The following is a 20,707-nucleotide window of genomic DNA, read 5'->3' on the forward strand; positions in this document are numbered from 1 at the left end:
CCGGCGGCCCGAGCCTACTCCGGGGCCTCGGGCAACACGGTCATCTGGAACAGATGAATCCGGCGCGAGTCAGCACGCTGCACATTGAATTGAAAGCGATCGATGATGGTCGTTTCGCCGCGCTTGGGCATATGACCGAACTCGTGCATCACCAGGCCGCCCAGCGTATCGAATTCGTCGTCCGAGAAATCGGTGCCGAAGTAGCGATTGAATTCGTCGATCGGCGTCAATGCGTTGAGCTGATAACGATTCTTTTCCTGGCGCAGGATATTGGCGCCCTCGTCCTGGTCGTACTCGTCGTCGATCTCGCCGACGATCTGTTCCAGGGCATCCTCGATTGTGACCAGTCCGGCCACCCCGCCGTATTCGTCCACGACCACCGCCATGTGGTTGCGCGAGGCCTTGAATTCCTTGAGCAGCACGTTGACGCGCTTGGCCTCGGGAACATAGACCGCTGGACGCAGTACGGTGGCCAGGTCGAACGCCTTATCCTCGCCGTCCGACTCGGTCAGGCTGAGCATATCCTTGGCCAGCAGGATGCCGATGACCTCGTCGCGCGATTCACCGATCACCGGGAACCGCGAATGGCCGGATTCGGTGGCTACGGCCAGAATCTGCGCGGCATCGGCATCGGAATCGATGACCACCATCTGGGAGCGCGGCACCATAATGTCGCGGACCTGGAGTTCGGACACCTTGAGCACGCCCTGCATCATCCACAGGGCATCGACATCGAGCAGCGCGTTCTCCTGGGCTTCGCGCAGCACCTCGATCAGTTCATCGCGATCGCGTGGCGGACCCGCCAGACTCATGCCGATCTGGCGCAGCCAGCCCCGACTAGACTGATCGCTGTCGTCGTCGTCGCTCATGGTTCACGCGGCGCGAGCCGCCTCCTCTCCACTGATGTTGTCGTCGGCGCGGTGCCCGCGCATGGGTTCTACTGCGCGTAGGGGTCCGCGTAGCCGAGCCGCGCCATGACGCGGCGCTCGGCCGCTTCCATGATCTCGGCTTCATCGTCGCCGATATGGTCGAAGCCCAGCAAGTGGAACCCCCCGTGCACGACCATGTGCAGCAGATGTGCCACGACGGTCTTGCCCTGCACGGCCGCTTCTTTCTCGACCACCGGCATGCAGATGACCAGATCGCCGAGCGCAAAGAAACCCGGCAGCCGGGCATCGGCCGGAAACGATAGCACGTTGGTGGCATAGGGCTTGTCGCGGAACCGGCCGTTGAGATCGGCGGATTCGGCCTCGTCGACCAGGCGAACGTCCACGCTGACGTCGTCGCTCTCGCGCTCGATGCCGGCGTCGTCCAGCACCGCGGCCAGGGCTTCGATGAGCTGTTGTTCGTCGCAGTCGACTGTCACGCCGGGCGCGGCGACGAGATTGAAATCGATCACCGTCAGCCGGCTCCTCCGCCGTCGCCCTCGGTATCCTGCTCGTAGGCCGCCACGATGCGCTGCACCAGCGGATGACGCACCACGTCGCGCCCGGCAAACCGGGTCACGCTGATGTTGTCGATCCCCGACAGCAACTTCACGGCATGCGACAACCCCGACTGCTTGGACGGCGGCAGATCGATCTGCGTCATATCGCCCGTCACGACCGCCGTGGAGCCGAAGCCGATGCGCGTCAGAAACATCTTCATCTGTGCAACGGTGGTGTTCTGGGCTTCGTCGAGGATGATGAAGGCCTCGTTGAGCGTCCGCCCGCGCATGTAGGCCAGCGGCGCGACCTCGATCACCTGACGCTCGATCAGACGGCTGACCCGGTCGAAGCCAAGCATTTCGTAGAGCGCGTCGTACAGCGGGCGCAGATAGGGATCGATCTTCTGCGCCAGATCGCCCGGCAGAAAGCCGAGATTCTCCCCCGCCTCGACCGCCGGCCGCACCAGCATGAGCCGGCGCACGCGCTCGGATTCCAACGCATCCACCGCGGCCGCCACGGCCAGATACGTCTTGCCGGTGCCGGCTGGCCCGATGCCGAAGTTGAGATCGTTGTCGGCCATCCGCGCCAGATAACGGCGCTGGTTCGGGCCGCGCCCGCGCACAAGCCCCGTGCGCGTCTTGATCACGACTTCTCGCGGGGACTTATCGTCGGCGCCGGCGGAAGCCGCGGCGTCCTCACGCTCCTGCTCCGCGGTACGCGCGACCACATGAACGCGATCGGTCGCGATCGGGCCACTGGCCGTCGCCGCATACAATTCGTTGAGCGTGTCGATCGCGGCGTCGGCGGCCGCGTCCGAGCCATCGACCTGGAACAGATGGCCGCGGTTATGCACCGCCACGTTCAAGGTCTTCTCGATCAGGCGCAGATGCTCGTCCTGCGGTCCACACAAATGCGCGAGCCGCGCCATGTCGGGCGGCTCGAGCTCCAATGTCTTTCTAACGGTGTTGTCGGCCAAATTGCCTCGGCGTGGTTAGTGCACGTATGTCGCGATCTTCTCGTCAGCCGATCGCGGCCATGTCCGGCGCCTCGGCGACCGGCTCTGTCGTCTTTATGCGGCCGCGTAGCGAATTATCCAAGGCCTCGGTGATCTCGATCTCGACGAAATGACCGGCCATCCGCGGATGGCCCTCGAAATTCACCCAACGATTGGAATCGGTCCGACCGGCCATCTGGCCGCCGCCGCGCTTGGATTCGCGCTCGACCAGCACGCGCTGGGTGGTACCGACCATGTTCGCCATGTACTGACGATTGAAATCGGCAATGCGGTCCTGCAGGCGTTTGAGCCGCGCTTTCTTGACGTCGCGCGGTTCGTCGTCGGCCATCTCCGCGGCCGGCGTGCCCGGGCGCTTGCTGTAGACAAACGAAAACGCCGCATCGAAACCGATGGCCTCGACCAGATCCATGGTCGCCTCGAATTCGGGCTCACCCTCGCCCGGATGACCAACGATGATGTCCGTCGACAGGCTGATGTCGGGGCGTACCGCGCGCAGTTTCTCGATGCGCTCGATGAAATGCTCGACCGTGTAGCCGCGATTCATCGCCTCCAGCACCGCGTTGGAGCCGGACTGCACCGGCAGGTGCAGATAGTTGGCCAGCTTCGGCACGCGGGCATAGGCCTCGATCAGCGCATCCGAGAATTCCAGCGGATGGCTGGTGGTATAGCGGATGCGTTCGATGCCCTCGATTTCGGCCACGAACTCGACCAGCATCGCCAGATCGCAGATCGAGCCGTCTTCCATCGGCCCGCGATAGCCGTTGACGTTCTGGCCCAGCAGCGTGATTTCCTTCACGCCCTGCTCCGCCAGCTCGGCGACTTCCAGAATCACGTCATCAAATGGCCGCGAGATTTCCTCGCCGCGCGTATACGGCACCACGCAGAAGCTGCAGTATTTGGAGCAGCCTTCCATGATCGACACGAACGCGGTCGCCCCCTCGGCGCGGGCCGGCGGCATGTGATCGAACTTGTCGATCTCGGGAAAGGCGATATCGACGATGCCGGCGCCGTTGTCGTTGATGTCGTCGAGCAGCTGCGGCAGCCGATGCAGCGTCTGCGGGCCGAACACCATGTCCACGAACGGCGCACGCTCGCGAATCGCGTGGCCTTCCTGGGACGCCACGCAACCGCCTACACCGATCACCAGGCTGGGGTTGGCGTCCTTGAGCGGTTTCCAGCGACCGAGCTGCGAGAACACCTTCTCCTGTGCCTTCTCGCGGATCGAGCAGGTGTTGAGCAGGATGATGTCGGCCTCTTCGGGCGTGCCCACGCGGGTCGCACCGCGATCCTTGGCCAGCACGTCGACCATCTTGGCCGAGTCGTACTCGTTCATCTGGCAACCCCAGGTCGCCACGAATACCTTGGGCGCATTGACGCTGTGTTCCACCGTTTCGGACATCGCGTGAACCGTCGGGGTCGGAAATTGACCCGCCAGTTTAACGCATTAAGAGCCGTAGCGGCGCGCAGTGCCGGCCGATCTATGTTGCGTCATCGCCTGGTAAAGCGCGCCGACGCGTTCGGCCGCGATCCGGGACAATTCCACGGCCGGCTGCTCGATCGTACGATACGCGAGATCGCTGACCACGAAACACAGCCCGAAGGTCACCACCAGCAGCCAGCCGAGCGGCATCCGACCAGCAAAACCATGCAGCATCGCCAGCAGCACGAGCGGGTGAAACAGATACAGGCTGTAGGAAATCCGGCCCAGATACTGGCAGACCGGCGCCTCGAGCGCGCGCCGGAATCCCGGCTCGGCTGCCGCGGTGACCAGCAGCAACGCGGCCGCGGCCATCATCGGCCAGTCGTAGGGCATCATCGTGGCGAGGCCCGTGATATGCAGCGCCCGGCCGCCATAGACATAGAGCATGAAGGTGAGCACCCCCAGCAGAATTCGCGTACGCCCCGGCAGACGGCCGTACGCCGCGAATAACGTGTCGCGATGATGGGCCAGGCTCGCGCCGATGGCGAAGGCCAGCATGTAGTGCACGGTCAGCACGTACGCCGTCAGCCCGCCATGCGCGGCAAAACCGGCGATGTTCATGGACTCGCGTATCGCCGGCTGGCGCAGCACCACCATGGTCGCGCTGGCGACCACGAACGGCATGAGCGCGGCCCACCAGCGCATCCGCCGCACCATGAAAAAGATCAGCGGAAACACGAGGGAGATGCGCATCTCGTGTACCAGTGTCCAGATCGTGAAGTCGTAGCGATCGGAGTTGAACTGGCCGACGAACAACAGATGCTCGCCGATCGAGGGCCAGGTCACCGGCCATGACCAGAACTTGTTGATCCAGCTGTTGAAACCGGCCAGCGTGTCGCCGGTTACCGCATGTGCGCCGATGATGCCGAGCACGATCGCCGCCAGATACGGCACGTACAGCCGCACCACCCGCTTGGCCACATAGGCCGGCATCGACAGCTTGGCCCGCGCCAAAAGCAGATACAGCACGAAGCCGCTCAGCACGAAGAACAGCACCACCGCGGCATGCCCCTGGAAGAGCACGTCCAGCGGAGTCTGTTTGGCCACGCGTGTCCATTGGAAGAACCGATCGTAGACCGCCGCCTGCTGGCCCCGCATGACGATGAAAAAATGGCCGACGATCACGCTGCAGGCCGCCAGACCGCGCAACGAGTCGAATGCGTGGATACGTGCCGAGGAACCGGACATGGGCAAATCTCGCGTTCGAAGCTTGCCGGATGTAACGACGTCCACGGCCGCGCGGTTCCACAATGAATCGTCATGGAACCGATCGCGTTTTTCGTCGTTATTGGACTACGGAACCGACGAACGACCGAGCGCGCTATGAGCGAGGCCCTGTGATCGAGCCCGGCATGATCGAAGCCGAAATCCCGCATCTGCGGCGCTATGCGCGTGCCTTGCTGCGGGACCGCGAAGCCGCCGACGATCTGGTGCAGGACACGCTGGAGCGCGCGTGGCGCAAACGTCATCTCTGGCGTCCGCACGGCCGACTGCGAGGCTGGTTGTTCCGCGTGTTGTACCGGCTGTATCTGGACGGCCACCCGGCCCCCACGCGGGATCGGGACAAGCTGATCGCGCTGGATGCCATCGCGCTCGATCCGCGCGACCGCGCGGCCTCGAACGGCCTGCAGCTGCATTGCCGGGATGTACTGGCCGCCATGGACCGGCTATCGCCGGAGCATCGGGCGATCCTGATGCTGGCGGCTCTGGAACAGCCGAGCTACCGCGACGGCGCGCGCATGCTCGGCATTCGCGTCGGCACATTCCGCTCGCGGCTGTCGCGGGCACGCCAACAGCTCAACGAGCTGATGGAAACCGACGACTACACGAGCGCATCGGCGGAGGCCCGGGGATGAGATCGAAAAACAGAGCGACAATCGACTACGAACAGTGTGTCGCCTACTACCGGGCCGGCCGTCGTATTGCCGGCGCGGCGGCCATCGAACGCTATCTGACCGCCAATCCGCGAACGGCCGAGCGCGCCGAGCGCGACGCCCAACATGACCTGGCCCTGGCCCATCGTTACGACCCGGTGCTGAACGAACCGATCCCGCCGCGGCTGTTGCACGGTCACGACAGCTCGCCCGCGAGCTGGCTGGCGGGCGCCGGCCTGGTTGCCATGATCGGCCTGTCCGCGGCCGGCGGCTGGTGGCTACGGGGACTGGAATTCGGCGCCGCGTCGCCGACTGCGCAGACGAACACCTTCGGCCAGCAGGTTGCGCGCCTGTCGGACCGCCAGCCCGCGGTCGACGCGGCAGCGCGGGTCGCGGCCCGGCCGACGCCGCCGGATCTATCGCGCGCCGGCTACCGATTCAGCGGCCGGCGCGTGGTACCGACCGCCGGCGGCCAGCCGCTAACCGCCTACGATTATCGCAACAACGCCGGCAAGCACGTCACGATCTATGCCCGGCCGGAGCCCGGTGCCGGCCGACGGACGCCGGATGTCATCTCACCGTCCGGCGTGTCGCTGGCCCGCTGGCAAGCGCACGGGCACGATTACGCGCTTACGGGCGATCTGCCGCCGGCCACGCTCAACGAACTCGCCGAAATCGCCGCCCAACCGACAAGCCAGGACCCGGCCGACCAACAGACCCCGGCCGCCCCGTCGGTCAAAATGCCGCAGCAAACCCAGGCTCCGGCGGCGACCGTCGGACAGCCGGTCGAGCGCACGGTCACGCCACGACAACAGCCCGCCAGCGGGCTCTGATCCGGCAAGGTGCACGGTTGATTCAGATCAACCCGTGCCCGCGGGCCCGGCCTACAGTGAAGCAATGGCGCGTCCATCCGCGTAGGCCAGGAGAGCTGTCATGGCGACGTCCGATCTCATCGAGGAAGTCCGGGTTCAATCCTTCTTCGACCCGGCGACCAACACCGTCAGCTATATCGTCAGTGATCCGGCCACGCGCCACTGCGCCGTGATCGATTCCGTGCTGGATTACGATCCCAGCGCCGGGCGCACGAGTACCGAAAGCGCCCAGCGCATCGTCGATGCCATACGCGAACAGCACCTGACCGTGGACTGGCTGCTGGAAACACATGCCCATGCCGATCATCTATCGGCTGCACCGTGGATTCAGGATCAGGTCGGCGGCAAACTCGCCATCGGCGAACACATCAAGACGGTGCAGGAAGTCTTCGGCAAAATCTTCAACGCCGGCACCGAATTCGCACGTGACGGCAGCCAGTTCGACCAGTTGTTTGCCGACGGCGTGGAATACAGCGTCGGCTCGATCGCCGCTCGCGCTATTCATACGCCGGGCCATACCCCCGCCTGTATGAGTCATATCATCGGCGACGCGGTGTTCGTCGGCGACACGCTGTTCATGCCGGACTACGGCACCGCACGCTGCGATTTCCCCGGCGGCGACGCGCGGACGCTGTATCGCTCGATCCAGAAGCTCATGGCCCTGCCGGACGAAACCCGCATGTTTCTCTGCCACGACTATCTGCCCGAGGGGCGGACCGAATATCGCTGGGAAACCACTGTGGGCGAGCAGCGCCGCCACAATATTCATGTGCACGAAGGGATCACGGAAGACGAATTCGTCGCCATGCGCGAAGCCCGCGACGCGACGCTTGGCATGCCTCGGCTGATTCTGCCGTCAGTGCAGGTCAACATGCGCGCCGGCCATTTGCCGGAACCGGAAGCCAACGGCACGCGTTACCTGAAGATCCCGGTAAACGCACTTTAGGCGAAAGCGTTTCTTTAATCGGCCCGGCGGCGCTGATCGGTGTCTGTCGCCAGTAACGATAGTTCGGTCTGCAATCCACCGCCCGGGCGTGCCTGCAAAACAAGCCCGCCGCCGAAACGCTCGGCCACGGCCGCGGCAATGGCCAACCCGAGGCCACTGCCGCCCTGCGCGCGGCCGGTGCCCTGGCGTGCAAAGCGTGGAATCAACACATCGGGGTCCACATCGGCCGGCCAGTCGCCGCGGTCACGCACGATGAATACGATATTTCGACCCCGTCGTTCGACGTCGAGTGTGATCGGCTGACCGGCCGGCGTATGTCGACAGGCGTTTTCCAACAGATTGCGCAACGCGCCTGCGGTCAGTGCCAAGGGCGCAACCACCTCGGCCGCCGCATCGAACGGGCCGACTTGAACCCGCGTCTGTTCGCCTAGATCGGCCAATGCGGCCGCAATCACGTCCGATACGGCCGCTGTCGACACGGGCCGATCGCTTTGATCGTTTTCGATCCGCGCCAACAGCAGTAGTTGCTCCAGCGTATGCTGCAAGCGCGCGATGCCGGCCTCGGCATCGACCAGTGCCTGGCGCGCGCGCTGTCCATCGGCACGAGCGGCCAGCTGGACGTGGGTCTTAATCGCCGTCAGCGGTGTGCGCAGCTCGTGCGCGGCATCGCTGGTGAAACGCTGCTCCCGGGTCAGCGCCTGGGCGGTGCGATCGAGCAGATGATTGAGCGTGGCGATGGCCGGCTGCAGTTCGGCCGGTGCGGATTCGACCACGATCGGCACCAGCGTCTCCGGGTTACGCCGCGCCAGCTCCCGCCGCAGACGCTCCAGCGGCGCCAGCCCGCGCGAAATACTCCACCACACCGCAATCAGGCTGCCGAGCAACGCCAGCACGAACGGTACCGCCGCTGCGAGCACGATGCCCCATTGCAGATGCCGTCGCTCGTCGACCCGGTCGGCAACGGTGATCACCAACCCGTGGTCGAACTCGGTATAGAGCCGCCAGCGTTGACCGTTGCGGCTGCGCTCGGAAAAGCCCGGCGGCGCGCGATTGAGTACGCTCGCCAGATCGCCCCGCGTGCGCAGCAGCACATCGCCCCGCATCGAGCGGATCTGACAGGCCACCCCGGCACCCGGCGGCGATGACAGCTGCGGCCCAACGGTCTGCTGCCAGGTCGACTCCGGCACCTGCGACAACAGACCTGCGACCATATGCGCGGAGGCGACCAGCCGCTGATCGAGTGTATCCCGAACGCGTCGATCAAGGTCGAACAGCATCCAGGCCGAGGCCGCGAACCACAGCAGGCACAGCGAGGCCACCAGCGTGATCAGCAGCCGGCGGCGCAGGCTCATGCCCCACCCGCCGGGCCAAGCCGGTAACCGACGCCGCGCACCGTCTCCACAACATCGCGCCCTAGCTTGCGACGGAGATTATGGATGTGCACCGACAAGGCATTGCCCTCGATCTCGGCGTCGAAGCCGTAGAGGCTGTCCTTGAGCTGATCGGCCGAAACGATGCGCGGACCGGCATGCAGCAGTCGCTCGAGCAGCGCGGTTTCGCGGCGCGTCAGCGTGATCGGCCGGCCGGCGACCGTGGTCTGGCGGCTGGCCGTATTGAAACACAGCGCGCCATGTTCGAGCACGGGCGTGGCGAACCCGGCCGCACGACGCAGCAGAGCCCGAACCCGCGCGAGCAGTTCGTCCAGATCGAATGGCTTAAGCAGATAATCGTCGCCGCCGGCCGATAGACCGGCCACACGATCGGCCACCGCATCGCGCGCCGTGAGCACCAGCACCGGCTCGCGCCGTCCGGCGGCACGCCAGTCGCGCAGCAACGACAGGCCGTCGCGATCCGTCAAGCCGATATCCAGGATCACCAGATCGGTGGTCAGCGCGATCAGCGTCGCGTCGGCCTCGGCCGCCGTCGCCACGCGATCGACCGCAAACCCTTCGATTTCCAGCGCCGAGCCGATCCCCGACGCAACGAGATCATCGTCTTCGACCAGCAGAACGTGCACTTCTCGACCTCGATGAATACATCGCCATGATCCGTGCGCCACATTAAGTGGGGATTAGCCCATCTGCCAGCGCGCATCGAGTCCCGGCTCTGCGCAGCTAATACGGACTTAATCCGGCACGCCGACTCTGTGCGCCATGATCGAGAACGCGTCCACTTTTCGATATCCGCGCCGGTGGCTTCTAGCCGCCGTTGTATTCATGTTGTTGTGCGGTTCCGGGGCGGCCGCCGCCGGTGCGGATACCCAGCAATCATTCCTCGCGCCCGGCAAGGCCTTCTCCTATACCGCCTCGGCTGGCCCGAACGGCAACGTCAGGCTGCACTGGCATGTGGCCGCCGGCTATTACCTCTATCGATCGCGGCTCAACATCCAGGGCGTCGAGGGCGCGGTTGGCCACGTCGACAAACCGGCCGGCCAACTCATCCACGATCCCTACTTCGGCGACGAACACGTCTATCGACACGATGTCACGATCACCGTCGCCCCCGGCCACGCGCGCCGCCTGAAACTCACCTGGCAGGGCTGCGCAAAGGCCGGCCTGTGCTACCCGCCTCAGCATGCCACCATCGACGTGCCCACGAGCGAGAGCGCTGCTGCCGCGCCGGGCGATAACCGCGCCAGCGCCAGACCGACCGCTGATGCTGCAGCCAAGACACCGCCGGCCGCCGACTCAGACCAGGCGTTCGCGACTAGGCTCGCCGACGGCGCGCTCGGCTGGACGCTGGCCGCGTTCTTCGGCATGGGCTTGCTGCTGGCGTTCACGCCCTGCGTGCTGCCGATGGTCCCGATTCTGTCCGGCGTCATCGTCGGCGCCGGCGCACGCGGCCTGCGCGGTGCCGCGCTCTCGCTCGCCTTCGTGCTGCCGATGGCCATGACCTATGCCCTGCTCGGCGTCGCGGCCGCGCTCGCCGGCGCCAATCTGCAGGTCGCGCTGCAGACACCGGCCGTACTCGGTGCCTTCGCGGCCGTCTTCGGCGTGCTGGCGCTGGCTATGTTCGGTGTGTTCGAGCTGCAGCTGCCGGCGCCGCTGCGTGATCGTTTGCATCGGGCCAGCGCCAACCGGCGTGGCGGGCACCTCGCAGGCGCGGCCGCCATGGGCGTGATTTCCGCGGTTCTGGTCGGTCCGTGCATGACCGCTCCGCTGGCCGGCGCACTGCTGTATATCGCCGACAGCGGCCGCGTGGCGACCGGCGGCTTGGCGCTGTTCGCGCTCGGTCTCGGCATGGGCGCGCCGCTGATGGTGGTCGGCACGCTGGGCGCCCGGTTCATGCCCCGCCCGGGGCCATGGATGAATGCCGTGAAAACGGTGTTCGGCTTCGTGCTACTGGCGACCGCCATCTGGATGATCGCACGGGTGCTGCCGGGCGCCGCCACGCTCATGCTCTGGGGCACCCTTGCCATCGCAGCCGGCCTTGCCCTCGGCTTCGCCGCTCGCTCGAGCCCTGGCGCCAAGAGCGGCCGTATTGCCGCTGCTACCGCCGCCATACTGCTCATGCTCTGGGGTGGCGTGCTTGTGATCGGCGCGGCGGGCGGTGCGCGCGATCCCTTTCAACCACTGGCGTTCGCCGGCGCCTCGAAGCCACGAGCCGACGGCCTGAACGAGCGGTTCCAGACGGTTTCCGATCCCCGAGCGCTCAGGGCCGCGCTTGCCGACGCCCGAGAGAACCACCAATGGGCCGTGGTGGATTTCTATGCCGATTGGTGCGTGTCGTGCCAGGTGATCGATCGCACCGTGTTCGGCAACACCCGAGTTGCCAATGCCTTGAACAACGCCGCCCTGATCCGCCCGGACGTGACCGACGACAACGCCGCCACGCGCCGGCTGATGAAGCACTTCAACGTCGTCGGCCCGCCCACGATTATCTTCATTGCCCCGGACGGCCGAGAACAGCGCAGCGCGCGCGTCGTCGGCGAACTGGGGGCCGATGCATTTCTCCGCCACTGGCGCCGGGCCCACCAGAGCGCGGGCGACGCCTCATGAATACGCTGAGCGTCGGCCCCTTCACGCTTGCCGTCGATCATGCGCTGATGATCCTTTCGCTGATCGCGGCCATGATCGCCGGGCGCTTGGCAGCACGCGATCGCAACGTTCCAATTATCGATACGCTGATATCGCTCGCGCTGGCCGGCATACTCGCCGCCCGCCTGATCTTCGTGCTGCGTTACTGGAACCCGTACAGCCTTTCGCCTGTTTCGATCATCGATATCCGCGACGGGGGCTTCGATGCCGTCGGCGGTCTGGTCGGCATGGCGGCTTATGCCAGCTTTGCGGTATGGCGACGGCCACGACTGCGTCGTCCGCTGGGCCTAGCGATTCTCGCCGGCAGCCTGGTCTGGGGCGCGACCGGCGGTGCGCTGCAGCTGATCGGATCGAGCCGCATGATGCGGCCCGACGTGCCCTTGCAGACCCTGACCGGCCGGACCACAACGCTCGACGCTCTGGCCCGCGCCCACCCCGGCGCGCCCATGGTGGTCAATCTCTGGGCAAGCTGGTGCCCGCCCTGCCGCGCCGAAATGCCAATGCTGGCCGCCGCCCAGCGTGCACACCCGGGCGTGCTGTTCATCTTTGCCAACCAAGGCGAATCGCCCGCGAAGATCGAGGCATTTCTCCGGCGCGAGTCGCTCAGCCCAAATCATGTCCTGGTCGACGCTGGGCAGCGCCTGGCGCGCGCTGCTGACGCCCGGGCTTTTCCGACCACCTTGTTCTTCGATGGCACGGGTCACCTGGTCGAGCGCCATCTTGGCCTGTTATCGCGCGCCACTTTGGCCCGCGGCCTCGACCGCCTGTCTGTTCATGCCCCAACCAAGGATTCCGGCTCATGATCAAATGCCTCACATGTCTGGGCACCCTGCTGCTCATCTTCGCCGCCAGCACCAACGCCGCTATCGCAGCAGACCATACCCCCGCCCCCATTCAGGCCCTGAAAAAACAAGGGCTGACGATGCACGGCACGTTCAAGGCGCCGGACGGCCTCACCGGCTATGCCGCGAGCTACCAGGGCAGCCCGGTGGCGATCTATCTCACGCCGGGCGGACAACACGCGATCGTGGGCACCCTGGTCGATGGCCAGGGCGAGGATATGAGCGCCGACCCGTTATCGCGCCTGGTCGCCAATCCCGGCCATCAGAAAGCCTGGAAAAAGCTGGAGAACGCGACCTGGGTGCGCGATGGCGACAAGAACGCGCCGCGTACGATCTATATGTTCACCGACGCCAACTGCCCGTACTGCCACAAGTTCTGGCAGGCGGCCCGGCCGTGGGTGAAAGCCGGCAAGGTCCAGATCCGGCATGTGCTGGTGGGCCTGCTCAAGCCATCGAGCCTGCCCAAGGCAGCAACCATCCTGGCCGCGAAGAATCCGTCCGCAACGCTCGACCGATCGGCGCGACACTACGACAGCGGCGGCGTAACGCCGATGGCCCACGTCCCGGCCGGCCTGGTGCGCAAGGTCGGCGACAACACCAACTTGATGAAGTCGCTGGGGCTGTACGCCACGCCCACGATCTTCTATCGGACCCCGAACGGGCACGTCGCAGTAAAACAAGGATTGCCGCAGGGCCAGGCTCTGATCGACGTGATGGGCTCGCCGAAGCCCTGATCGTGTCGAGACGCGAGCGGGGCTAGGGTCTGTCGAGGTTTCGTGCGCGTCCGCGCCAAACTTCAACAGACCCTAGGCCAGACGCAGATGCGCCCAGAAACGAGCGTCGGCCGCATCGGCACCACGTGGATTGATCTGCTCGATCACCCGCCCGTCTTCGATCACAGCGATTTCATCGACATAGCGCAGCACCGAGGGCCGATGCGTGATGACGAGCGTGGTCGCGCGCCTCATCAGGGGCGCCAATGCCGCGAGCACCTCGGCCTCCGAGGCCGGATCGAGGCCCTCGGTGGGCTCGTCGAGAATCAGAATCGGGGCGTTCTTGAGCACGGCGCGCGCGATCGCCAGCCGGCGCGCTTCGCCGCCGGACAGCTGCAGCCCGGCCTCGCCGACGAACGTATCCAGTCCGCGTGGCATGCGGGCAACACGCTCGGCCAGCCCGGCGCGGGCCAACGCGGCGTGAAGCTGTTCGTCGTTGGCCTCGGGGGCCGCGATACGCAGGTTGTCCGCGATGGTCGCGTTGAATAGATGCGTGTGCTGGGCCACAACCGCAAACCATTGTCGCAGCGTGGCCGTCGTATAGCGCTCGATGGGCACGCCACCGATTTCGATCGCGCCCGCCTGATAAGGCCAGAATCGCAGCAGCAGGTTCACGACGCTCGTCTTGCCCGCCCCGCTCGGCCCCACCAGACCGATCGCGCGGCCGGGCGACAGCGTCAGATCCGCCCCCGCGAGCGCCCAGGGCGCGGCGTCTTCGTAACGGAAATACACGTCGCGGAGCACGATATCGAACGTCGCAGGCGGCGCCGACTCGCTGGCCGGCTCGGCCACCGCGGGCTCGGCGTCCATGATTTCGAACACGCGCCGCGCGGCCGCTTTGGTTTCCGCCAGCGCGCGCAGCGCCGCAGGCAGCGGCGCCACGGCCTCGAAGCTGGCCATGACCAGAAACACGAGCATGGCCAGCTCGGGACCACCGATCACCCCGCGCGCGACCAGCGGAATCGCGAGTATTAGCGCGCCCCAGAGCGCGAGCCGCGACACCGTGGCCGAGGCTGCGTTGACGACGGCGTCGGCCCAGGCATCCCGACGCTGGGCCGCAATCAGCCCGCGCGAGAGCCGACGAATCCGCTGCGCCTGACGGCCGGTGACCTGGAAGGCCCACAGCTCGCCCATGCCGCCCACACTATCGGCCACCGTGGCGCGAAGATCGGCCAGCGCCTGGCGACGCTCGACGCCGCGCGCCCGGCTGGTTCGATACGAGATCCAGGGCAACAAGATGCCGGCCACGAGCAACGCGGCCACGTTGACCATTGCCACGGCCGGGCTGAATACGGCCGCAAACGCGTTGACCACGACGACACACAGCGCGGCGGCAATCGTGGGGGCGATGACGCGCAAATAGAAGTTGTCCAGCGTATCGATATCCGCGCGCATGCGGCTGAGCAGATCTCCGCCGCGGTATCGCTGCAAGCCGGCCGGCGCCAACGGCTCCAGGCGCGCATAGAATGTGACCCGCAGCGTACTCAGCACGCGCAGCGTGGCGTCGTGGGTGATCAGACGTTCCAGATAGCGCCCGCCGGTGCGCACGATCGCCAGCCCCCGGATGCCGGCCGCCGGCGCGAAATAATTGATCGTGCCGAGGCCGAGCCCGGCCAGCGCCATGCCGGTGATGAACCAGCCGGCCAGCGCCATCAGCGCGACATTGGCCACAATCACGAGCGTGGCCAACCCGATGCCGAGCGCCAGCACGCCTCGATACGGGCGCAGCAGGCCGAACAGACGCCGCCAGTCGCTCATCGCGCACCGCCAAAGACATCGTCCGCCCGATACAACGACCACAGCCGGGCATAATCCGCGCCGGCCGCCATCAGGGTCTCGTGATCGCCCCGCTCGGCCACGCGGCCCTGATCGAGCAGCAGAATTTCATGCGCCCGCCGTACCGTATCCAGCCGATGGGCGATCATCAGCACCAGCCGATCCGCCGCCAGGCGTTCCACCGCCTCAGTGACGGCCGCTTCGCTGGCCGGATCCAACGCCGCGCTGGGCTCATCCAGTACCACGAGATCGGCCTCCTTGAGAAACGCCCGGGCGAGCGCGACACGCTGGCGTTGCCCGCCGGACAGACCCTGGCCGTGGTCGCCGATCTGGGTGTCGTAGCCGGCCGGCAGCGCGTCGATGAAGGCGTCCGCATTGGCCTGGCGCGCGGCCTGACGCACCGCGGCGTCATCCGCATCCGGTCGGCCGAGCCGGATATTGTCGGCGATGGTGCCGTGAAACAGCGTGGGCTCCTGCGGCACCCAGGCGACGCGCTGCAGCCAGACCTCCGGCGAGATCGCGGCCAGATCGATACCGTCAACTTCGATCGAACCCGCCTGCGGCCGCAGAAAACCCAGCAGCAGATACGACAACGTGGTCTTCCCTGCCCCGCTCGGCCCGACCAGCGCCACCGGCCGGCCACGGCGCAACGTGAGATCGACGCCCTCCACCACCGGCGCGGCGCCGTCGTAAGCAAACGAAAGACCACGACAGGCCAGTTGCTGCGGCGGCTCGGTCAAGCCGCTCCGATCATCGCCTGCGCCGCGATCGACCGGCTCGAGCGCGGCTGTTTCAATCAACCCCTCGGCGGCGCCGATCGCTTCCATGCGGGCGTGATACTGCGCGCCCATATCACGCAACGGCCGATAGAATTCCGGCGCCAACAGCAACACGAACAAGCCGGGCCAGAACGCCATCTCGCCGTAGTACAGCCGGAAGCCGATATACACGGCGACCATGGCGATACCCAGCGTGGTGAGAAATTCCAGCACCAGCGAGGACACGAACGCCAGCCGCAGCACGGCCAGCGTGTCGCGCCGGTAGCCTTCGGCCATCGCGGCCACGGCCTCGAGTTCGCGCCGGCTGGCGCCGAACAGCTTGAGCGTGGTCAGGCCCTCGATGGCATCGAAGAAATGCGCGCTCATCCGGGCCAGCCGTCGCCACTGGCGCTGGTTGAGCGTTTCCGTGCCTTTGCCGATCAGCACCATGAAGAACGGCGCCAGCGGCGCGGTGATCAAGAGTATGACCCCGGACACCCAATCGCTGGGAAAGATCACCAGCAACAGCACGATCGGCAGCATCGCCGCCAGCAGCATCTGCGGCAGATAATCGCGATAGTAGCGATCCATGGCTTCGACCGCGTCGGCGAGTCCGTGGGCGACGGCCCCGCTACGCTGCTTGCCGGCCGCGGCCGGACCGGCCGCGACGAGGCGCGCAAACAGGTCATCGCGCAGTCGTTGCTTGATCCGCGCCGCGCTCTCGAACGCCAGCCCGTCCTTGAACACCGAGATCGCGGCACGCGCTGCGAACAGCCCGAGCAACCCCCAGAGCCACGGCATGACGGCGGCCAGCCCGTGCTGTTCGATCGCCACGGCATTGACGATCAGTGCCAGCAGCCAGGCTTGGCCGATCATGAGCGGCGCATCGAGCACCCCCACCGCGAACACCACGGCCAGCCCGCCGCGCTCCCCGGCCAGCCGAGCCCGCAGCCAGGCTTCGATACCACGGCGCTGGCGACTGGCCTGGCGGCTTGTCTTGCCCTGCGTGCGCGATTCGTCGCTCATGATCGTGGGCGGCCCGAGCCTGGCGCGTCAGCGCGGGCGCCCCGCCGGCGCGCGGGCCAGCCGCGCGAACCCGACGATCAGCACGACCGCAAACAAGAACACGCCGCCGGCCAGCCACCACAGGCCGGCGCTCATGCCGCCGAAGAAATGCGCGATCATGGCCAGACCGGCCAGCGGCGGCACTAAAAATGCTGCCGTCATCGCCAGCATGGACCAGCGCAGCGCCGGAACGCGCGACTCGTTTCGGGGCTCGTGGGGCATCAGTGGCCGTAGCCGGTAAGCTTGGAAATCCGCGCCCGGAACACCCAGATCTGATACCAGTTATAGACCAGCATCACCGGCAGGAAGCCGCCCATCGCCATGGTGAACGTCACCAGCGACACCGATGGGCTGGCCGCGGCATAGATCGTCCAGGTGTTCGGCACCAGCCACGGCAGCATGGTGACCATCATTGCCAACCACATGATCGCGATGGCGGCGTTGAGCCAGAGGATGGCGAACAGATCGCGGCCGAGCCGCGAGGAACGGCGCATGCGAAACACCGTATAAACCACGGCGACCGCCACCAGCGCCCAGGCCCAGACATACGGCCCGAGCCATTTCTCGGCCGCCCAGGGAAACTTGAGCAGACTCCAGACGACGGTCACTACAACCGCCACCAGCGAGGCATAGAACGAGCGATCGACCCAGACCGCGGCCTGCTTGCGGATGTCCTCGGTGCGCTCGAAGCGCGCCCGCACAAACAGGCTGCCGGCCAGCGACGCGGCGATCACAGCGCCAATACCGGTCCAGACGGAAAACGGCGATACGAAGCGCCACATGCCACCGGCATATGTCGGCACCGGGCCGCTGGTCAGCGGATAGCCTTCGAGCACCGCGCCCATCGCCATGCCGGCAAAGAACAGGGTGGTGAGGCTGGCGACGCCGAACAGGCCATCCCAGAGCTGGGTCGAGCGGTTCGCGTGATGCCGGAACTCGAGTGCGATGGCCCGCATCATGATGCTCCACAGCACGATGACGAGCGGCACCAGCAGATAGTGGAACGCCGAGCCGTAAACCAGCGGGAAGGTACCGAACAGCACGCCGCCGGCCACCACCAGCCAGGTTTCGTTGGCGTCCCAGGTACCCGCCATGGCCGCCATCACACCGCCGCGCGCGTCCGGATCGCGCACGAACAGCGAGAAGACGCCGGCGCCCAGGTCGGCGCCATCGAGCATGATATAGAGCAGTAGACTGAACCCCAGCGCGAACCACCAGGCATAGATCACGAACAGCCGCAGATCGGAGATATCGGTAGGCATCATCGGCGCCACCTCAGGGTCGTTCGTAGGCCGGATGGGCCCGGTCGTCTTCGGGTTCGGCCTCAAGATGACCGAGCGATTCGTGGCCGCCGCGCAGCACCGGCGCTTCCAGATCCGGGCCGTGGCGGATCACCTTGGCCATGAAGTACCAGGTGAAGTACCAGACCACCAGCTCGAAGATCATGAAACCCACCAGCCAGATCGTGGCTTCGAGCACGGTCATCCGGCTCACCCCGTCCTCGACGCGCATCATGCCGTCGACCAGCCACGGCTGGCGTGCGACCTCACGCGTCCACCAGCCGGTCCAGATCGCCAGAAACGGGAGAAACCCACTGAACACGGCCACGCGCAGGAACCATCGCGACGCGCCGGTATAGGGCGCGGTCAACCGCCGCTTGTAGATCAGCCACGCGCCGTAGAACGCGACCAGCATCAGGAAGAAGCCGATCGCTACCATGACGCGGAAGCCATAGAACGGCACCCAGACCGGCGGCCGGTTTTCGGCCGGCAACTGATCCAGCCCCATCACCTTGCCGTCGAGGGTATGGGTCTCGATCAGGCTCAGCGCATGCGGGATGGTGATGGCCCAGCGATTATCACCCGCGGCGGCGTCCGGCCAGGCCACGATGTGCCAGCCGGTATTCACGCTGCCGTCCTTGTTATAGGTGTGGTAATGCCCTTCCATCGCGGCCAGCGCCGCCGGCTGGTGTTCGCCGATCACCTGGCCCAGATCGTCGCCCAGATAGACCTGTAGCGGCGCGACCACGGCGGCTGCCACCAGCGCATACTTCAGCGGCTTGGCAAAGATGCCCTCGTGCCGCCGCTTGAGCAGCTGCCAGGCACACACGCCGATGACGAAGAACAATGCCAGCTCCACCGCCGCGACCCACATGTGGGCGAACGACGACAGAAAGCTGGGGTTGAAGATCGCCTTGCTCCAGTCGGTGACGTGAAAGATGCCGTTGCGCAATTCGACGCCGGAGGGCGTCTGCATCCACGAGTTGGCGTTCATGATCCAGAACGCCGACAGCGTCGACGACAGCATGACGTTGAACGTCGCGAACAAGTGCATGCCGCGGCTGATCTTGCCCCAGCCGAATATCATCAGGCCGATGAAGCCGGCCTCGTACATGAATGCGGTGATCGTCTCGTAGCCCAGCACGTTGCCGAAATACGGCCCGGCCGCCTGGGAGAACGGCCCATAGAGAATGCCGAAGGCCATCTCCATGGTGACGCCAGTCGCCACGCCGGCGCCGAAGTTGATGATGAACAGCTTTTCGAAGAACCGGGTCAGCCGATACCAGGCCTCATCGTCGGTTCGCATCCAGCGCCATTCGGCAAAGAACAACAGCAGCGCCAGCCCAATGGTGAGCGGCGGGTAAAGAAAGTGCATGCTCGCTACCCATGCAAAATCCAGACGGGACAGCAGGATCGCGGTTGCACTTTCCATGTCGCACCAACCTTATTCAGTTCTTGGCGGGGCCAGATAATACCATCGTCTAATGTTCATTACGGTGCGACCTCGTGTCGCAGTTGCACACTACAACGAACTTCGCCCGATCGCCGATCAGAACTGGTTCAATGGGATCTTGAGATACGAGCGCCCGTTGTCTTCCGGTTCCGGCAAACGTCCACCGCGGGTATTGACCTGAAGCGCCGCCAACATGAGCGCCGGCAGAGGCAGCGTGGCATCGCGGGATTCGCGCATGGCGACGTATTCGTCCTCAGACGGATCGTCGCGCAGGTGGGTATTGGTCGCTCTCTGCTCCGCCACGGTGGATTCCCAGCGCGCTTCGCGCCCGTCCGGCCGATAATCATGCCCCACAAAAATGCGCGTGGCGTCCGGCAGCTCTAAAATACGTTGTATCGAGCGAAACAGGGTTCGCGCATCGCCGCCCGGGAAATCGGCACGTGCCGTGCCGCTATCGGGCATGAACAGCGTGTCGTGCACGAACGCGGCGTCGCCGATGACATAAGTGATCGACGCCAGCGTATGACCGGGGGACAACATGACATGGGCATCGAGATTGCCAAGCTGGAACGTCTCGCCATCGGCGAACAGCCGGTCCCATTGCCGCCCGTCGGTGGGATAGTCGTCACCGAAGTTGTAGATACGCTTCCAGAGCTTCTGCACTTCGACGACTTTCTCGCCGATCGCGCGCGGCGCGCCGTAGCGCTCGCCCAGCAATACGCCCGCCGAAAAATGATCGGCGTGCGGATGCGTATCGAGAATCCATTCAACCGTCAGGCCACGCGCGTCAATGAAGGCGGTTATGGCATCGAACGACTCGGTGGAGGTTCGCGCGGCCGTTTCGTCGTAGTTCCAGACGGGATCGATGATCGCGCAGCGCGCGGTCGACGGGTCGACCACCACGTACTGAACGCTACCGGTCTTGTCGTCGTAGAAGCCGGTGACTTCGGACGTGACTGCCGCCATGGACTATTCCTCGGGTTTACGGCGCGCGCGGCTATGACCAGAGCGACGAGCCTTATTAATACTCATATATGCAATCTGGTTATTTGCATATTCCATTTCTTTAATTTATACCCTAAGGGGTATCGTTTCAACTCAACGGAGCG

Annotated in this window: 19 protein-coding genes; 6 read left to right on the forward strand and 13 right to left on the reverse strand. The window is 65.6% G+C overall.

Translation table 11 applies throughout. The features are described from left to right. Nucleotides 1-14 precede the first annotated feature (14 nt). The 5 genes from C41B8_RS04370 to C41B8_RS04390 all read right to left on the reverse strand — a co-directional run bounded on the left by C41B8_RS04370 (nucleotide 15) and on the right by C41B8_RS04390 (nucleotide 5,110). The gene (locus tag C41B8_RS04370; RefSeq protein ID WP_037334653.1) at nucleotides 15-869 is read right to left on the reverse strand and encodes an HlyC/CorC family transporter; all 855 of its coding nucleotides are present in this window, start codon (nucleotides 867-869) and stop codon (nucleotides 15-17) included. Nucleotides 870-937: 68 nt separating this feature from the next. Further along, a complete protein-coding gene (ybeY, locus tag C41B8_RS04375) occupies nucleotides 938-1,399 on the reverse strand; it encodes an rRNA maturation RNase YbeY (protein ID WP_232225989.1) in 462 nt (153 codons plus the stop codon). Nucleotides 1,400-1,401: 2 nt separating this feature from the next. Next, nucleotides 1,402-2,403 (reverse strand): PhoH family protein, encoded by a 1,002-nt coding sequence (locus C41B8_RS04380; protein ID WP_037334656.1) that lies wholly within the window; start codon nucleotides 2,401-2,403, stop codon nucleotides 1,402-1,404. Between the two features lie 43 nt (nucleotides 2,404-2,446). Then, nucleotides 2,447-3,841: a tRNA (N6-isopentenyl adenosine(37)-C2)-methylthiotransferase MiaB gene (gene miaB / locus C41B8_RS04385; protein ID WP_037334658.1), complete on the reverse strand. Its 1,395-nt coding sequence runs from the start codon at nucleotides 3,839-3,841 to the stop codon at nucleotides 2,447-2,449. A 45-nt stretch (nucleotides 3,842-3,886) separates the two neighbouring features. Next, nucleotides 3,887-5,110, reverse strand: coding sequence for an acyltransferase family protein (locus C41B8_RS04390; protein ID WP_037334660.1), 1,224 nt, complete (start codon nucleotides 5,108-5,110; stop codon nucleotides 3,887-3,889). Nucleotides 5,111-5,274: 164 nt separating this feature from the next. Here C41B8_RS04390 and C41B8_RS04395 point away from each other — a divergent pair, with 164 nt between their 5' ends. From C41B8_RS04395 to C41B8_RS04405, 3 genes are all read left to right on the forward strand, one after another. Then, a complete protein-coding gene (locus C41B8_RS04395; protein WP_037334662.1) occupies nucleotides 5,275-5,778 on the forward strand; it encodes an RNA polymerase sigma factor in 504 nt (167 codons plus the stop codon). After that, the gene (locus C41B8_RS04400; protein ID WP_037334664.1) at nucleotides 5,775-6,629 is read left to right on the forward strand and encodes an anti-sigma factor family protein; all 855 of its coding nucleotides are present in this window, start codon (nucleotides 5,775-5,777) and stop codon (nucleotides 6,627-6,629) included. Before C41B8_RS04395 ends, C41B8_RS04400 begins: the two co-directional genes overlap by 4 nt. 100 nt (nucleotides 6,630-6,729) lie before the next feature. After that, nucleotides 6,730-7,614, forward strand: a complete 885-nt coding sequence (locus C41B8_RS04405) for an MBL fold metallo-hydrolase (RefSeq protein ID WP_037334666.1) — start codon at nucleotides 6,730-6,732, stop codon at nucleotides 7,612-7,614. Between the two features lie 14 nt (nucleotides 7,615-7,628). Here C41B8_RS04405 and C41B8_RS04410 read toward each other — a convergent pair whose 3' ends face one another. Both C41B8_RS04410 and C41B8_RS04415 read right to left on the reverse strand, forming a co-directional pair. Further along, entirely contained in the window at nucleotides 7,629-8,966 is a 1,338-nt protein-coding gene (locus C41B8_RS04410; protein ID WP_051883046.1) for an ATP-binding protein, read from the reverse strand. Next, nucleotides 8,963-9,631: a response regulator gene (locus C41B8_RS04415; RefSeq protein ID WP_037334668.1), complete on the reverse strand. Its 669-nt coding sequence runs from the start codon at nucleotides 9,629-9,631 to the stop codon at nucleotides 8,963-8,965. The genes C41B8_RS04410 and C41B8_RS04415 overlap by 4 nt, the downstream gene beginning before the upstream one ends. Nucleotides 9,632-9,767: 136 nt before the next feature. Between C41B8_RS04415 and dsbD the strand changes: the two genes are divergently transcribed. Genes dsbD through dsbG form a run of 3 tightly spaced genes read left to right on the forward strand, consistent with a single transcriptional unit; the run spans nucleotide 9,768 to nucleotide 13,227 of the window. Further along, on the forward strand, nucleotides 9,768-11,612 hold the full coding sequence (gene dsbD / locus C41B8_RS04420) for a protein-disulfide reductase DsbD (protein ID WP_051883049.1): 1,845 nt from the start codon (nucleotides 9,768-9,770) through the stop codon (nucleotides 11,610-11,612). Next, complete coding sequence (locus C41B8_RS04425; protein WP_037334670.1) at nucleotides 11,609-12,454, forward strand: TlpA disulfide reductase family protein; 846 nt, start codon at nucleotides 11,609-11,611, stop codon at nucleotides 12,452-12,454. The genes dsbD and C41B8_RS04425 overlap by 4 nt, the downstream gene beginning before the upstream one ends. Next, nucleotides 12,451-13,227 (forward strand): thiol:disulfide interchange protein DsbG, encoded by a 777-nt coding sequence (dsbG, locus tag C41B8_RS04430; protein ID WP_037334672.1) that lies wholly within the window; start codon nucleotides 12,451-12,453, stop codon nucleotides 13,225-13,227. The genes C41B8_RS04425 and dsbG overlap by 4 nt, the downstream gene beginning before the upstream one ends. 72 nt (nucleotides 13,228-13,299) lie before the next feature. Here dsbG and cydC read toward each other — a convergent pair whose 3' ends face one another. The 6 genes from cydC to C41B8_RS04460 form a co-directional block, all read right to left on the reverse strand. Further along, on the reverse strand, nucleotides 13,300-15,024 hold the full coding sequence (gene cydC, locus C41B8_RS04435; RefSeq protein ID WP_037334674.1) for a thiol reductant ABC exporter subunit CydC: 1,725 nt from the start codon (nucleotides 15,022-15,024) through the stop codon (nucleotides 13,300-13,302). Further along, nucleotides 15,021-16,826, reverse strand: a complete 1,806-nt coding sequence (cydD, locus tag C41B8_RS04440; RefSeq protein ID WP_084188490.1) for a thiol reductant ABC exporter subunit CydD — start codon at nucleotides 16,824-16,826, stop codon at nucleotides 15,021-15,023. The genes cydC and cydD overlap by 4 nt, the downstream gene beginning before the upstream one ends. 27 nt (nucleotides 16,827-16,853) lie before the next feature. After that, nucleotides 16,854-17,087 carry a hypothetical protein gene (locus C41B8_RS04445; protein WP_037334676.1) on the reverse strand — a complete coding sequence of 78 codons (234 nt, stop codon included), beginning with the start codon at nucleotides 17,085-17,087 and terminating at the stop codon, nucleotides 16,854-16,856. After that, the gene (locus tag C41B8_RS04450) at nucleotides 17,087-18,130 is read right to left on the reverse strand and encodes a cytochrome d ubiquinol oxidase subunit II (RefSeq protein ID WP_037334958.1); all 1,044 of its coding nucleotides are present in this window, start codon (nucleotides 18,128-18,130) and stop codon (nucleotides 17,087-17,089) included. The genes C41B8_RS04445 and C41B8_RS04450 overlap by 1 nt, the downstream gene beginning before the upstream one ends. A 10-nt stretch (nucleotides 18,131-18,140) precedes the next feature. After that, on the reverse strand, nucleotides 18,141-19,577 hold the full coding sequence (locus tag C41B8_RS04455) for a cytochrome ubiquinol oxidase subunit I (protein WP_037334678.1): 1,437 nt from the start codon (nucleotides 19,575-19,577) through the stop codon (nucleotides 18,141-18,143). Nucleotides 19,578-19,694: 117 nt separating this feature from the next. Continuing rightward, nucleotides 19,695-20,564 carry an MBL fold metallo-hydrolase gene (locus tag C41B8_RS04460; protein ID WP_037334681.1) on the reverse strand — a complete coding sequence of 290 codons (870 nt, stop codon included), beginning with the start codon at nucleotides 20,562-20,564 and terminating at the stop codon, nucleotides 19,695-19,697. Between the last annotated feature and the right edge of the window lie 143 nt (nucleotides 20,565-20,707).

Origin of the sequence: Salinisphaera hydrothermalis C41B8 (assembly GCF_000732535.1) — a bacterium.
GTDB lineage: Bacteria > Pseudomonadota > Gammaproteobacteria > Nevskiales > Salinisphaeraceae > Salinisphaera > Salinisphaera hydrothermalis.